The organism is Pseudoduganella aquatica, from assembly GCF_009857595.1.
Lineage (GTDB): Bacteria > Pseudomonadota > Gammaproteobacteria > Burkholderiales > Burkholderiaceae_D > Rugamonas > Rugamonas aquatica_A.
The window spans coordinates 100,370-114,157 of record NZ_WWCU01000010.1; the positions used below are offsets into that span (position 1 = coordinate 100,370).

Below are 13,788 nucleotides of genomic sequence, written 5' to 3' on the forward strand. Positions count from 1 at the left end.
CACCTCCATACGCCACAGCATGTTCCCTCAAGGCTCAGCCACCATGATTTGCATCAAGCACGGCAGCCGAACTTTTCACTCGCCCGGGTGATACTTGCGTTCCAGGTGCTTTTCCACGTCTTCCTTGTAGAACAGCACATCCTTGAACTCGCCGCGCGCATACATTTCGGCCTGGTCCATGAAGTGCGGCGAGGCCGGGTTGCCGCTCTGGCCGCCCGCCAGGATGCTCCTGGCGCGCACCCGCTTGCCGAATTCCACCGCCGCCACAAAGCTGTTGCCGCGCTCGCCATAGATGCGCTTGGTCTTCGGCGCGGACGTCTGGCCGTAGGCCGCCAGCGCGCCCCAGTTGCCGGAGGCGTAAGGCACCGGAATGCTGGGCTTGCTGTCGTCGAAAGGCTGCACCACGTCGCCAGTCAGGCGCTGGAAGCGGTTGATTTCACCCCACGGCGTTTGCCAGCTGCCAAAGTCCTCGTTCAGCTTGGCCGACGCGCGCGCCAGCGCGTACAGGCGCTCCTGCGGCGCCAGCTGGGTGGCGATATAGTCCAGCACCGGCAGCTCCATCTTGCGGGCCGCCGGGCCGAATATCTTGGCCAGATCCTGCAGCCAGAAGATGGCCAGCGAAGTCTGCACCGAGGCCAGCGAATAGCGCATGTCCCAGCGGCGCAGCACATGCACCTGCGGCGCCAGGCTGGATTTCAGCGTGTCGCCGTCGGGCAGCTCGTCCCAGGCCGCGAACAGCTGCGGCAGCAGCGGCTCGAAGGCGGTGAGCTGGCTGTCGTAGGCCGAGGCGATCAGGCTCTCCAGCGTGAAGTCCTTTTTGTTCTCCAGTACCCGCACGGCGTGGATGCCGCGCGCGTTCTCCGGCTGCGCCGCCATGTAGGCCGGATAGTCGGCCGCTTTCGGGCTGTAGGCGCCCGCCGCCGTGAACGGCGTGCTGTTGGTGTTCTGGATCCAGCCGTTCTTCGGATTGAACAGCTGTATCGTGTCCTTCACCGCGTGCAGGCCCTTCCAGTCGGTGGCGGGATCGCTGCCGTCCACCGGCTTGCGGTAATTGAAGCGCGGGTCGCGCACGGGAATAAAATTGCCATGGAAGTAGGCGATATTGCCGTCCGCATCCGCATACACGGTGTTGTTGGACGAGTTGGTGCGCAGCTCCATCACCTTGCAGAACTCGGCATAGTTGCGCGCCTTGGTGCGCAGCCAGGACTGTTGCAGCGCTTTCAATGGCTCGTTCATCAGGCTGACCGATACCCAGCGGCCGTCGATGGCACGCACCACCGGGCCGTGGTGCGTGAAGTAGGCGGTGACGGTCTTCTCCGCCATGCCGGCGGCGGTTTTGTAGGGCAGGCGCAGCGGCACCGCTTTCACGGGACGCTCCTCGCGGCCGTATTTGTAGACGAATTTGCCATCCTTGCCGCTGACCGTCTCCAGGAACTCGTCGATGACGTCGCCGCCGCCGGAAGTGTGCATCCAACCCAGGCGCTCGTTGAAGCCCTGGTAGACGAAGAACTGGCCCCAGGTCACGGCGCCGTAGGCGTTCAGGCCTTCCATGCTGCTGACCTGCACTTCGGGCCGGAAATAGAAGGAGGTGTGCGGATTGATCATCAGCATGGCGTGGCCGGACTTGCTGATGGCCGGCGCAATGGCGAAGCCGTTCGAGCCGCTGGGCTCGTGGTCCAGGTCGCTGCCGGCCAGCGCCAGCGGCGGCAACGGCTGCGGCGTCTTGCCGTAGAAGCGTTCCAGCTCCTTCAGGTCCACCGATTCGATATCGCCGCCTATGCTGCCTTCGCTGAAGCTAAGCGCCATCCACGGCTCGAAGCGCGTGATCAGCGCCGGCTGCACGTCGGGATGCGTGAGCAGATAGTAGTTCAGGCCGTCCGCATAGGCGTTCATCAGCTTTTTCAGCCAGGCCGGCGCGGCCGCGTACTGCGCTTTCAGACTCTCGGGCGTGATGAACAGCTTCATGCGCAGGTCCCGGTACAGCTCGGCCTCGCCCTGCACCTCGGCCAGGCGGCCCATGGCGTTGATGTAATTGAGTTCCACCCGGTGGAAGTCGTCCTCCGCCTGCGCGTACAGCAGGCCGAACACGGCGTCCGCGTCGGTCTGGCCGTAGACGTGGGGAATGCCCCACTTGTCGCGCAAGATCGTCACGCGCTGGGCCAGCCCTTTCAGGCGCGCGGCCTCGGCTTTGGACGGCGGTACGGCGGCGGCAGCGCGCGGCGTGGCAGGCGTGCCGGACTGCGCTGCACTGGCGCACAGCGACGCGGCGCTGGCGCCGCAAGCGGCGGCCAGCAGCAGAAAACTCCATCTCGACATAGGCAACTCCGGGTTTGTTCTGATCAGGAAGCGTCCACCAGCTGCGCGATGCGCTCGCGCAGTTCCGCGTTTTCATTGCGCAACTTGGACACGCGGTCTTTCAGCTGCGCCACTTCGGCGCGCAATTGCTCGACTTCGCTCATCGGCTCGGCCATCGCGCCGTCCTCGCCCGCCTTGGCTTCCTTGGGCGGGCGCGATGCGGCGCGCTGTTCGCGGATCTCCTTGGCGGCCTGCTGCAGCAGCTTCTTGCCACCCGCCACCGCCGCCACCTGCTCGGCCTCGGGCAGCGACGCCACCGTGGCGGCGGCGTTGATGGAGATGGTGCCGGCGCGCACAGCCTCCACCAGCTCGGGCGCGGCCGTTTTCTGGATCTTCTCGATCTGGCTGATGGTGTTGCTGCTCAGACGGGCGGCGCGCGCGATGTCCTCGCGCGAGGTGCGCACCTTGGCCGGCGCAGGGGCGCCTTCCTGGTCCGGCTCGGGCGGGGTGATGCTCGCGTCCTCGGCCGCCGTTTTCGCGGCCAGCTCGGCGCTGCGGGCGTCCATGATGTCCTTCTTGCGCAGCGCCAGCACGCCGCGCTGGAAGTCGGACACGCTGCGGCGGCCCAGATGGTTGTCTATCATCCACAGCATCACGTCTTCCATGCTGTGGAAGCTCTCGTTCTGGATCACCTTGAACGGAATGCTGTGGCGCTGGCAGATGGAGTAGCGGTTGTGGCCGTCCACCAGCACGTCGTTCCACAGCACCAGCGCGTCGCGACAGCCTTCGGCCAGGATGCTGCGCTCAAGCGCAGCGTACTCGGCCTCGGTCAAGGGGTCGATATAGCTGCGCAGCATGTCATTGATTTGGATTTGCATTCGGTATTCCTGGAAAAATCGGGCGCGGCCGGCGCGCATGCGCGCACCCTGCCCCATCGCCGTCCAGCATGCTACACCAATTGCGTGTCCAACCCAAGGCGGGCGGCCCTGCTCTCCGGCAGGCTCAGGCGCCGCGCACCCGCAGCACCCGCTCCGCCCCCACATAATTGACCGCGTAGCCGTTGCGGCCCGCCGCTTTCACGCCGTACAGGGCCTGGTCGGCGGCCCGCATCACCAGGTCCGCCGCCACCGGCAGCTCAGTGGTGAGCGCGATGCCCACGCTGGCGCTCACGGGCAGCAGCTGTCCGCCCGCCGCGAACGGCGCCCGCATGGCCTCGATAATCTTTGCGCCCAGCAGGCTGACCTCGGCCCCGCCGGGCAACTGCTCGAAAATGATCACGAACTCGTCCCCCGCCAGCCGGGCCACCGTGTCGGTGCAGCGCACGGCGTCGCTCAGGCGGCGCGCAAACTCCACCAGCACCGCGTCGCCGGCGGCGTGGCCGTGCTGGTCGTTGATGGACTTGAAATGGTCGATATCGAGGAAGGCCAGGCCCACCTGCTGCCCGGCGCGCTGGGCGCGTGCCAGCGCCAGCGGGAAATAGTCGTCGAACATGCGGCGGTTGTGGATGCCGGTCAGCGCGTCGGTGGTGGCCAGGCGCTGCAAGTCCTTCTCGGCCCGCTCGCGGCGGCGCGACAAGGAGAAGAACGCCCGGCTCAGCTGGGCAAACTCGTCGCGGCCCTGGACGTCGAACACGCTGATCGGCGCCAGGCCGGTGTCGATGTCGACCACGTGGCGGTGCAGGCGCAACAGCGGACGCAGCATGAGCTTGACCAGCAGCCAGCCGAACAGGCCCGCCAGCAAGGTCACCACCGCCACCGCCACCAGTGCCCGGGTACGCACGCTGGCCATGGGCGCGAACGCGCTCTGGATCGGATAGGACACGGCGATCACCCAGTCCACCTCGCGCAGGCGCTGGTGCGCCAGCAGGGTCGGCACCCCTTCGTCGAGCAGCTCGTCGGTCCAGCCGTCCGCGCTGCCCAGCACCGCGTCCACCAGAGAGCCGTCGCCGGCGTCCCCGTGGTTCAGCAGCAAGGCCTTGTTGGGATGGTGCACAAAGACGCCGTCGCCGGTCACGATAAACAGATAGCCGCCCGTGCCGGAGCGCAGACTGTCGAGGCGTGCCGAAAACGAGGGCCGCAGCAGCTCGATGGAGCCCTGCACCACGCCGATGATCTCGCCCTTGGAATTGAGCAACGGCTGCGTCAGCGCGACTATCGGCTTGCCGGTCAGTACGCTGCGGAACGGCGCCGACGTCACGCCTTCGCGCGTGCGCAGGGTGTCCCTGAAGTACTGGCGCGCGGCCACGTTCAGCGTGCCCCGGGCGCGGCGGTCCACCAGGCTGGCGACCAGATTGCCTTGCGTATCGAACACGGTGACGTTGAAAAATTCGTCGCGCAGGCTGCTGTGCGCTTCCAGCAGCGCCTGCATGTCGCCGAGCGCAGGTTCGGCACCGGACGGCTGCTCGGTGAACGCCTTGAGCATCTGGCGCTTGGCCACGATGTCGCGCTCCACATAGGCTGCGGCGGTCGCCAGCAGCGCCTGCTCCTGCTGCGCGATCGACTGGCGCATGGCCGATTCGGCAATCAGCAGCGACACGCCGCCCGCGCCCAGCGCGGCGAACAGCACCATCGCGGTGACGAGCATCGTGATCTTGAATTTGAAACTAAGGAAGAAATGAACCACTGGCCGCATAGCAAGCCTCCTGCCGCGCACGGAGCGCATCCAATTAATACATTGGCGGAGCTGGGGCCATTTCGGTAGCCGGGAGCGGAGGCGAGGCGCCGGCCAATCTGCCGCGATTATAGTGGATATTCCCGCTGGGCATAACAGCAATTGACGTGCGTTGCACGATGGCAACGAGGGCGCTGGCGAAGAGCAGGCACGAAGAAAATTGCCAATCGTGTATTATTTCCCGACATTTAACTGGAGGGCAGAATAAGTGGACAAACTACTGTTGACCTTGCGGGCCGCCGCTTTCCCGAAAAAGCTGGCTGGATTTGCCCTGCTGTTTTCAGTCGGCGTGGGCGCATGCGGTTCGAGCCACGCGAAGCCGGCCATAGCGGCCCCAGCGAGCGGCTTGGAACACATCGCAGCCCAGACTTGCGAGAGCGGCGTGATAGCGCGCTCGAAAAACAAGACTACGCTGGATTTCCACCATTCCACCACCACGCCACAGGTGCGCAAATTGGGCGAGGACATGGTGGTCGTGCTGCTCAAGTTTTCCGCGAAAAACGCCTCCGGCGCTGAATCGGGATCGATCGCCAAATGCGTGCTCTCCGCAGACGGCAAGAAGCTGATTGTGATTGATGTTGAGGATGCTAAGTAAGCCACGTGCGCCGTGCAGGGCCTCATAGCAAGTTTCGCGCAATGTGGCAGGGATCAGCTAATAGCTCTGCGAATATTCTCGCTTCTGAAAACTGCTGGACTTTGGTCGCCATCACCCGCGCCAGCACGCTCTGCACGTGCGAAGAAATGGCATAGGCACGCGCCCCGGGGTGTCGTCGCGACGGATAAATAAACCCGTGTACTTGCCCACCGAGTTCGGCCAAGATCTGGTCAAGCTCAAACCCGAGCCATTGGCACCAAATATAATCTGGACTACGGAGATGATCATAAATTCCCAGTCGGCTCGCAGCGACACCGGAGAGATCGAAAAGCTGCAGTGGCTGAGAGAACGATAGGTTAGCAATCAAGCCATTTTCCGCGCCCGCCTCAATGACGAAACGACCAGGATGGGTCGCGGGGTTCTTGCAAAACTGCGCTTCCCACACTGCTGTATAGGCTGTCTCGGCGGTATAAATCCAGAAGAAAGGAAATCCCGCACCAGTCTTCATACTGTCCGGCGGCCCGAATCTGTAGGTACGCATCACGGCGTGCGGCCAGATCGACGGCGTATTCCAGGCCGCCCTAACCAGCTCGCAACCGGCTGGAATTTCAACAATATAAGATGCCAGGACTTCCCTTAGCAAATCACGTGGCGGCAACTGTGCAGCAATGGCAGGCGGTATCGCCACTGCATCGGTTGGATAAGACATGTTTAGCCTATAAAGTCGGCCTCGCTCCTGAGTTTGAACTCAACCAGTTCAGTCACCTTGCGCGCACGCTCTGGTGCTGGCGCGCGCAGGATAGCCCACTGGCTGGTGTGTGTTGTGTGCCGCGTTGCAAATGGCAGCCCTGCAAGCACTTCCGCTGGAGACATACCATTTAGTTCCTCGGCCTCGCTCACCCAGAATGCGTGGATTTCACTACTCGGCATGTCGTCAAATAGTGCGAGCACCGGCGCGATCAATTCGGGGACGGGCGGCACAAATTGCCAAGCCGGAAATTCCTTACCGATTGCGCGTCCTGCTGGGGTGATGCAGTAAAACCGCTTGCTATCTACAGCGCGATAAAACGACGCTTGAGAAAGCCCCACCCATCCTTGCCCGACGACTTCCGAAACCTTGAGCTTAGACACTGGAAGAGCACTGGGACTGGTATTGGCAGGCACTTCCGTCGCACCGCCACTTCCGGTCAATGCCTGCCGACCTTCTGAAACAGCGCGTTTTACCAAGTTGAGCACACGGAGACGATCCGGTCCTTGCGCAAGCGCATCTGCCCGTTCGATAACCAGTTGAGAAAAACGGTCCAGAACAGCCAAGTCGCGCTGGGTAAGGTGGATATCCCAGGACTCAATGACAGAAGGTTCAGATTGCAGTGTCATCTCTCGATCCTTAAGCAATTTGTGGTAGAGCGGCTGCAGGATGGGTGGCAGCATGGGATTGATCCTGGCGGCCTAGGGGCTAAATTAGCTATCAGTCGTTAGAATATCAACAATTCTTAAGTTTATCAACTTTCTCGAGATTATCAAAATCCTAAACATAGACATGCTCCAGGGGATGTTGTCGTCCAACGCAGCATGAATTTCCTGAGCGCGCGTGGCAGCATTCGCAAGCCCAGGTTCCGCAAACGCCCATATGCGCAACTGGGCTGCTGGTGGTGTATGCTGCTGCGATTTAGCTCATCCACTATGAAAGTACTCATGAAACAACTGATCCCCTCCAGCCTCCTGGCGCTGTCCCTGACGTTGACCCTGGCCGCGTGCGACCGCGCCAAAGCCCCCGCCGCAGCCGCAGCGCCTGCCGTGGCTTTCCAGAAGATCGACACCGTCACCGGCACGGGCAAGGAAGCGGTGGCGGGCAGCACCGCCGTGGTGAACTACACCGGCTGGCTGTACGAGCCGGCTGCGCCCCAGCAGCACGGCCAGCAGTTCGATTCCTCGATCGGCCGCTCGCCATTCGCCTTCCCACTGGGCGCCGGCCAGGTTATCAAAGGCTGGGACGATGGCGTGCAAGGCATGAAGGTGGGCGGCAAGCGCACCCTGATCGTGCCTGCAGCACTGGGCTACGGCGACGGCGGCGCGGGCCCGATTCCGCCGAATGCCACGCTGATCTTCGAAGTGGAACTGCTGGACGTGCGATAAGGTTCGGCCGCTTAGTCGTTCGCGTTATAAATCGCCACTTCGAAGAGTTTTCGTGGACGAAGCAGCGGAACCTTGTAGTCGAACTCGATAATCGCGTCGTTGCTCCACTGCCCGCTCGCGATTGGCATCCGATACATTGGGTTCTTGGGATCATCGTTGGCTTGCAAGGGCGTGCGCCGGCTTCCCTCGATGATCCACGCGCCGCTGGTGGCTGCCCAAGGCTGATGCCATATTGCCTTGCTGGGCCGCTTGCAGCGGCTCCAGCGCCCCGTCCCCTTGCATTGGGCGTCGTATTCCTGCGGATCGTCAAACATCGCAATGGCGGCGTTGATTTCATATCGCAGGCGAAGGTCGCCCAGGCGCAGCTTTTCAGGCGATACCGTGGGGGTGTGCACGAGTAGTCCAATCCGTAAGGTGCCTCCCTTGAAATTGCTTACCAAGTCCGCCTCCGCTTCAAGATCGGGCAGCAGCGGCAGTGTGAACAATTCGCCATGCTCAAGGGGTATTGGGAATTCCTGCCCTGTCTCGGTGCGCACACGCAGCGCGAAATTGGGCGGGAGCTGCATTCCCGCCGGCGGCATCAGCGCGAAACTGAATACCGCGTCGGGCGCGAGGGATTGGTGTTTTTCGTAGGCCGAGACAGCTGCACGCATGGCGCCATAGCTCTTCCAGGGCACCGCCCGCAAACCGGTCACGCGGACCATGGCCAGGCCTTCCCCTGCCTGGCCATGGCTTTCTGCGGGAAGGACCATCTCGTCGGCAGCAGCGCTCGCCATCGGGCCAGGCAAGCCGTGCCCTGCCGGTTTTGCCAGTTCTGGCGCGGCCTGCGCATGCTCGCCAAGTGCAGACATCCACCCAATCGCAAGCTGGGCGCCGGAGTGGCCCTCCTCCGCCGCCATGCTGAAATAGCGGTAAGCCCGGTCCAGATCGCGCACGACGCCATCGCGTCCCAGATAGTACTCTCCCAAGGTATTCCATGCCGGTACGAACCCGAACTCAGCAGCCCTGACATACCATCTCTCCGCCTCGGCCCAGTCCCGCTCCGCCTCGTCCCCGAGCTGGTAAATGCGTGCCAACGCCATGGCAGCCTCAATGCGGGCATTCGTCGTTTCCGGCTTGCGGGGATTGAAACGCATCCGGTCGCGGTGCGGATTGAACCGGTCCTCGGCGACCGCACGGAGCCACCGGATGCCCTGGACAGCATCCTTCGGCGTGCCGAGCCCTTGGCGATGCATATGCGCCAGCATCAAGGCAGCATCCGGGTAGCCTACTTTCTCATGCGCGGCCTCGAATCGCTGCAGTGCTATCGCATAGTCGTGCTTCTCGAAGGCCTCCAGCCCTTCACCCAGGCTCTTGTCCTTCGCCTGGATATGGCTCCTGCCGCACATGATTTTAAAATCGAGATTCGTGATCGGCCCCTTCAGGCACCAGCGCAGCAATCCCTCGAATGCGGTGGCCTGACCCGAAACGATTTTCCGTATCCGCGCTTCGGTATCCACCATCGGCTGCTTGACCGGGCGCGGCGCAGCCACCACAACGGTGCTGGATTGCTGTGGCTCCTGCCCCAGCGCGGGGGACTGGGCTAACGCGATGTGCGACAGGCCGGCCGCCAGCCAGATCAGGATCTCCGCGCCGTGCCCATATGCTTTTCTACGCAAAGTCCCTCCTGGTAAGCAAAATGACTTCATCCTGCATTGGAGAATTGACTTTGCCACTGGCGCTGATATTTGGCAATGATTAGTACAAAACCACCGAACGGATCGACTCGCCGCTCTTCATCAGGTCGAAGCCTTCGTTGATGCGTTCGAGCGGCAGGCGGTGGGTGATCAGGTCATCGATGTTGAGCTTGCCTTCCATGTACCAGTCGACGATCTTCGGCACGTCGGTGCGTCCGCGCGCGCCGCCAAACGCCGAGCCGCGCCACTCGCGGCCGGTGACCAGCTGGAACGGACGGGTCGAGATCTCCTGCCCCGCAGCGGCAACGCCAATGATGAATGACTTGCCCCAGCCTTTGTGCGTGCACTCCAGCGCCTGGCGCATCAGCGTGGTGTTGCCGACGCACTCGAAACTGTAGTCGGCGCCGCCGTCGGTCAGCTGGACGACGTGGTCGACGACGTTCTCCACCTGATTCGGATTGATGAAGTGCGTCATGCCGAATTTGCGCGCCATTTCCTCGCGGCCAGGGTTGATGTCCACACCAATGATCTTGTCGGCGCCCACCATCCTGGCCGCCTGGATCACGTTCAAACCTATGCCACCCAGGCCGAACACCACCACGTTGGCGCCGGCCTCCACCTTGGCCGAGAACAGCACCGCGCCCACGCCGGTGGTGACGCCGCAGCCGATGTAGCAAACCTTGTCGAACGGCGCATCTTCCCGGATCCTGGCCAGCGCAATTTCCGGCACCACAATGTAGTTCGAGAACGTGGACGTGCCCATGTAGTGAAACAGCGGCTTGCCGTCCAGCGAAAAGCGGCTGGTGGCGTCCGGCATCAGGCCCCGCCCCTGGGTCGAGCGGATCGCCTGGCACAGATTGGTCTTCCGCGACAGGCAGAATTTGCATTGGCGGCATTCGGGCGTGTACAGCGGGATCACATGGTCGTCTTTCTTGAGGGTCGTGACGCCCGGCCCAACATCCACCACCACACCCGCTCCCTCATGGCCCAGAATGGCCGGGAACAAGCCTTCCGGATCGGCCCCGGACAGGGTGTAGTAGTCGGTATGGCAGATTCCCGTGGCTTTTAGCTCGACCAGAACCTCGCCCGCGCGCGGTCCCTGCAGGTCAACTTCCTCGATGGTCAGCGGCGCGCCGGCGCGCCACGCAACAGCTGCTTTGGTTTTCATAAAACGTGCTCCCGTAAAGGTGTGTGAATCAGGCCGAGGCATTGTGCATGCCTTCGCAGGCCAAACGGCGGGAGCCGGGAGAGAATGGCCGGAAATGGTGCCATAATGACCGGATTTTTCAGACCTCCCAGCATCACCACTTCATGAATTCACCCTCACACCGCGCAGCAACGACCATCGACATCGTCGTCTATCCAGGCTTCAAGGCAGTCGAAGCGATTGGTCCCATGTCGGTGTTCGAATACGCAAATTTGCATCTGCAGCGCCGTGGCAAGGCGCCGGGTTATGACGTGCGGGTGGCGTCGTGCAAGGTCGGCCAGGTGCGCTCGGACACCTTGATGTCGCTCGACGCCACCAAAGCCCTCAGCCCCCTCGCCCTGCCCGACAACGCCATCATCGTCGGCGCGCGCCACATCCAGGAGGCGCTGGTCGAGAGCGCGGCAATCATAGACTGGGTCGCCTCCGTGGCGCCGCGCCTCAAGCGCCTGGCCTCCTTGTGCTCCGGTGCGTTTTTCCTCGCTGCGGCAGGCGTACTGGACGGCAAACGCGCGACCACCCATTGGAGCGTGGCGGACCGATTGCAAACGGACTTCCCCGCCGTCCACGTGGACGCCGACGCCATCTTCATCTGCGCCGGCAATGTGTGGACGTCCGCCGGCGTGACAGCGGGCATTGATCTGGCGCTGGCACTGGTGGAGGAGGATTTCGGCCGCGAGCTGGCATTGGAGGTGGCCACCGAGATGGTGGTGTTCCTGAAGCGGCCAGGCGGGCAGTCGCAATTCAGCGCGCACCTGCGCAATGAGCGCACGGCCCGGCCCAATATACGTGAACTGCAGAACTGGATACTGGACAACCTGCAAGAAAAGCTTTCGGTGGCGCAGCTCGCGCAGAAGGCGATGATGAGCGAGCGTCATTTCACCCGGGTGTTTCAGCAGGAAGTGGGCATGAGTACCCAGGAGTTTATCGAGCGCAGCCGCTTCGAAGGAGCGATGTCATTGCTGGCGGAGCTGGCGCTCTCGCTGAAGACAGTCGCGGCGCGCGCCGGTTTTACCGATGAGGCGCATATGCGCAGGGTGTTTTTGAAAAAACTGGGCATCACGCCCAAGCTCTACCGCGAGCGTTTTGCCACAACGGGCGTTGAGGCCTGAGGGGCCGAAAGGCTGTTCGAGAGCATCTCGAACAGCGTGCGCGCGGCGGGCGCCATGGTGTGATTGCGCTTGCTGATCAAGCCCAGTGTCCGATGGATTGCAGGATTCACCAGCGGCACGCCGACGATGGTATCCGCCCGCCCAGGCAGCACGGACAAACCGGGCACCGCGGCCACCCCCATGCCCGCCTCGACCAGGGCCAGTACGCCCGACACGTGATTGGCTTCGCAAAAGATAAGTGGATGCTTCTCCACGCCCGCCAGCGCGGCGTCGATGACGCTGCGGTTGCCGCTCGACTTGGCCACCGAAATATACCGTTCGCCCACCGTGTCTTTCCAGTTCAGCTTCTTGCGGCGCGCAAAGGGATGATCGCGGCGCATGGCCAGCACATAGCGCTCCTCGTAAATCGGTTCGAACACGATTTCCGGGTCCGCCGCGCCAGTGAAATTGATCCCGAAATCGGCCTCCCCCGCCAGGACCAGGTTTAGCACGTCCTGGGCGCTTTCGTCGTGGATGCGCACCCGGATGCGCGGAAAGCGTTCACTGAACTGCTTCAACACCTCGGGGAGGAAATGCCAGACGGCAGACGGCACGCACGCAAGCGTCACCGTGCCCGTCCGGTGCGCCGCGAGGTCGGCAACGCCCAGCACGGCGTCCTCCAGCCCGCCGAGCGCGGTGCGGACATTCACCAGGAAAGTTTGCCCCACATTGGTCAATTGCACGCGGCGCGTGGTGCGCTCGAACAACTTGACGCCAAGGCCTTCCTCCAGTTTTTCGATCCGCCGGCTCAGCGCTGATTGCGACAGGAAGAGGTCGCTTGCAGCCTGGCGGAAACTGGCGCGGTCGGCAACGGCGACAAAGGCCTGCAAGTCGTGGAGATCGTAATTGATGCGCATGGTGCATTAATACGCTGGAAAATTGCAATTATCAAATTATGCCATTTAGCGGATGATTCATCCACTGAACAATGAGCCTCATCAAGAAGGCATCCAAAGAGGAGACATCGTGCGCCATTCCTGCACCCTTACCGCACTGCTCATGGCAGGCAGCCCCTGCCTCGCGCAGTCAGGCATCGACGTGTACGGCATCATCGATGTCGGCGTGCGGGGCACCAGCGACCTTGGCGCGAACAATGCGCCCGCCCTGCCCGGCCATAGCACTGCAGTCAGCAGCGGCGTGGACCAAACCAGCCGCTGGGGCGCAAAAGGCAAAGAGACACTTGGCGGCGGCTGGGCCGCGCTGCTGCGCCTGGAAGGCGGCATCAATGCCGACACCGGCGCTTCGGCCAAGAGCGACCGCCTGTTCGACCGGCTGGCATGGGTCGGACTTGAATCACCATATGGCACCCTCGCTGCGGGACGCCAGACCAACCTGCTGTCCGACGCGCTCATCCCCGTCGATCCACTCGGCAAGCGCTACGCCTCGTTCAATCCGAACATCAACGTGGCGGGGCTGAGCAATACCGCCTTTGGCACGCATGCATTGGGGCGCCAGTACGGCCCCAGCGGCTACGCCGACAATTTCTACCGCCTCGACAACACGGTCAAATACACCGCCAACGCCGGGCCATGGCAAGCCCGCGCCGCCTGGTCCTTCGGCGAAGCGCCAGGCGACGCATCAGCCTCCTCAAGCCACGGCGCCGCGCTGGCTTACCAGCGCCCGGACTGGGTCGTCTCCGGCGCCACCATGCAATTTCGCAGCCGGGAGGACTTGCCGCTCAACGCCTGGACGCTGGGCGCAGCAGTCCGCATCGCCGGCTGGGACTTCAAGGCAAACGCCGCGCGCAACAAGGCCAACACGGGAGCGGACAAGACGTTACGCCAGCGCGTGCTGTCGGCAGGCGTGAGCCGCGAGGCCCGTCCGGGGCTGCTCGTCACCACGGCCTGGTACAGCGTGCGGCGCGAAGCCACGGGTTTTTCCGGCGACGGTTTTAACCGCGGCTTCCTTTTCCTCGAAAACACGCTAGCGCCGCGCACCACGGCATATGCCGAGGCCGACTACACCGTCTGGCGCGGCGACGCGGCTGGGCTGACCGCGTCGCGCCCGAACGGCCGCCACGGCAGCGGCCTGACACTCGGCCTCATGCACAAATTTTAACGC

12 protein-coding genes are annotated in these 13,788 nt (G+C 63.0%); 4 read left to right on the plus strand and 8 right to left on the minus strand.

What is annotated here, in order from left to right; all coding sequences use genetic code 11:
- Positions 1-75 precede the first annotated feature (75 nt).
- The 3 genes from GTP77_RS11440 to GTP77_RS11450 form a co-directional block, all read right to left on the minus strand.
- Positions 76-2,316 carry a penicillin acylase family protein gene (locus GTP77_RS11440; RefSeq protein ID WP_161072293.1) on the minus strand — a complete coding sequence of 747 codons (2,241 nt, stop codon included), beginning with the start codon at positions 2,314-2,316 and terminating at the stop codon, positions 76-78.
- A gap of 23 nt (positions 2,317-2,339) precedes the next feature.
- Positions 2,340-3,173, minus strand: a complete 834-nt coding sequence (locus tag GTP77_RS11445) for a hypothetical protein (protein WP_161072294.1) — start codon at positions 3,171-3,173, stop codon at positions 2,340-2,342.
- Positions 3,174-3,297: 124 nt separating this feature from the next.
- Complete coding sequence (locus GTP77_RS11450) at positions 3,298-4,926, minus strand: sensor domain-containing diguanylate cyclase (protein WP_161072295.1); 1,629 nt, start codon at positions 4,924-4,926, stop codon at positions 3,298-3,300.
- A gap of 247 nt (positions 4,927-5,173) precedes the next feature.
- On the opposite strand from GTP77_RS11450, the gene GTP77_RS11455 reads away from it, so the two are divergent.
- Positions 5,174-5,560 (plus strand): hypothetical protein, encoded by a 387-nt coding sequence (locus GTP77_RS11455; RefSeq protein ID WP_161072296.1) that lies wholly within the window; start codon positions 5,174-5,176, stop codon positions 5,558-5,560.
- Positions 5,561-5,582: 22 nt separating this feature from the next.
- Here the strand turns inward: GTP77_RS11455 and GTP77_RS11460 are convergent, their stop codons facing one another.
- On the minus strand, positions 5,583-6,269 hold the full coding sequence (locus GTP77_RS11460; protein ID WP_161072297.1) for an RES family NAD+ phosphorylase: 687 nt from the start codon (positions 6,267-6,269) through the stop codon (positions 5,583-5,585).
- 2 nt (positions 6,270-6,271) lie between these two features.
- Positions 6,272-6,991: a hypothetical protein gene (locus GTP77_RS11465; RefSeq protein ID WP_161072298.1), complete on the minus strand. Its 720-nt coding sequence runs from the start codon at positions 6,989-6,991 to the stop codon at positions 6,272-6,274.
- Between the two features lie 264 nt (positions 6,992-7,255).
- Between GTP77_RS11465 and GTP77_RS11470 the strand changes: the two genes are divergently transcribed.
- On the plus strand, positions 7,256-7,696 hold the full coding sequence (locus tag GTP77_RS11470) for an FKBP-type peptidyl-prolyl cis-trans isomerase (RefSeq protein ID WP_161072299.1): 441 nt from the start codon (positions 7,256-7,258) through the stop codon (positions 7,694-7,696).
- Positions 7,697-7,707: 11 nt separating this feature from the next.
- Here GTP77_RS11470 and GTP77_RS11475 read toward each other — a convergent pair whose 3' ends face one another.
- Positions 7,708-9,354 carry a tetratricopeptide repeat protein gene (locus GTP77_RS11475; protein WP_161072300.1) on the minus strand — a complete coding sequence of 549 codons (1,647 nt, stop codon included), beginning with the start codon at positions 9,352-9,354 and terminating at the stop codon, positions 7,708-7,710.
- A 79-nt stretch (positions 9,355-9,433) separates the two neighbouring features.
- Positions 9,434-10,540 (minus strand): S-(hydroxymethyl)glutathione dehydrogenase/class III alcohol dehydrogenase, encoded by a 1,107-nt coding sequence (locus tag GTP77_RS11480; protein WP_161072301.1) that lies wholly within the window; start codon positions 10,538-10,540, stop codon positions 9,434-9,436.
- 143 nt (positions 10,541-10,683) lie between these two features.
- On the opposite strand from GTP77_RS11480, the gene GTP77_RS11485 reads away from it, so the two are divergent.
- Positions 10,684-11,688: a GlxA family transcriptional regulator gene (locus tag GTP77_RS11485; RefSeq protein WP_161072349.1), complete on the plus strand. Its 1,005-nt coding sequence runs from the start codon at positions 10,684-10,686 to the stop codon at positions 11,686-11,688.
- Here the strand turns inward: GTP77_RS11485 and GTP77_RS11490 are convergent.
- A complete protein-coding gene (locus GTP77_RS11490) occupies positions 11,649-12,584 on the minus strand; it encodes a LysR family transcriptional regulator (protein WP_161072302.1) in 936 nt (311 codons plus the stop codon). The genes GTP77_RS11485 and GTP77_RS11490 overlap by 40 nt on opposite strands.
- A 109-nt stretch (positions 12,585-12,693) precedes the next feature.
- Between GTP77_RS11490 and GTP77_RS11495 the strand changes: the two genes are divergently transcribed.
- Positions 12,694-13,785, plus strand: a complete 1,092-nt coding sequence (locus GTP77_RS11495) for a porin (protein WP_161072303.1) — start codon at positions 12,694-12,696, stop codon at positions 13,783-13,785.
- Positions 13,786-13,788 lie beyond the last annotated feature (3 nt).

What these genes read in the sequence shown, in the direction of transcription:
- GTP77_RS11470 (WP_161072299.1), top strand. Translation starts at nt 7,256, where the DNA reads ATGAAACAACTGATCCCCTCCAGCCTCCTGGCGCTGTCCCTGACGTTG.
- GTP77_RS11490 (WP_161072302.1), bottom strand. Translation starts at nt 12,584, where the DNA reads ATGCGCATCAATTACGATCTCCACGACTTGCAGGCCTTTGTCGCCGTT.
- GTP77_RS11485 (WP_161072349.1), top strand. Translation starts at nt 10,684, where the DNA reads ATGAATTCACCCTCACACCGCGCAGCAACGACCATCGACATCGTCGTC.
- GTP77_RS11480 (WP_161072301.1), bottom strand. Translation starts at nt 10,540, where the DNA reads ATGAAAACCAAAGCAGCTGTTGCGTGGCGCGCCGGCGCGCCGCTGACC.
- GTP77_RS11460 (WP_161072297.1), bottom strand. Translation starts at nt 6,269, where the DNA reads ATGTCTTATCCAACCGATGCAGTGGCGATACCGCCTGCCATTGCTGCA.
- GTP77_RS11445 (WP_161072294.1), bottom strand. Translation starts at nt 3,173, where the DNA reads ATGCAAATCCAAATCAATGACATGCTGCGCAGCTATATCGACCCCTTG.
- GTP77_RS11465 (WP_161072298.1), bottom strand. Translation starts at nt 6,991, where the DNA reads ATGCTGCCACCCATCCTGCAGCCGCTCTACCACAAATTGCTTAAGGAT.
- GTP77_RS11450 (WP_161072295.1), bottom strand. Translation starts at nt 4,926, where the DNA reads ATGCGGCCAGTGGTTCATTTCTTCCTTAGTTTCAAATTCAAGATCACG.
- GTP77_RS11440 (WP_161072293.1), bottom strand. Translation starts at nt 2,316, where the DNA reads ATGTCGAGATGGAGTTTTCTGCTGCTGGCCGCCGCTTGCGGCGCCAGC.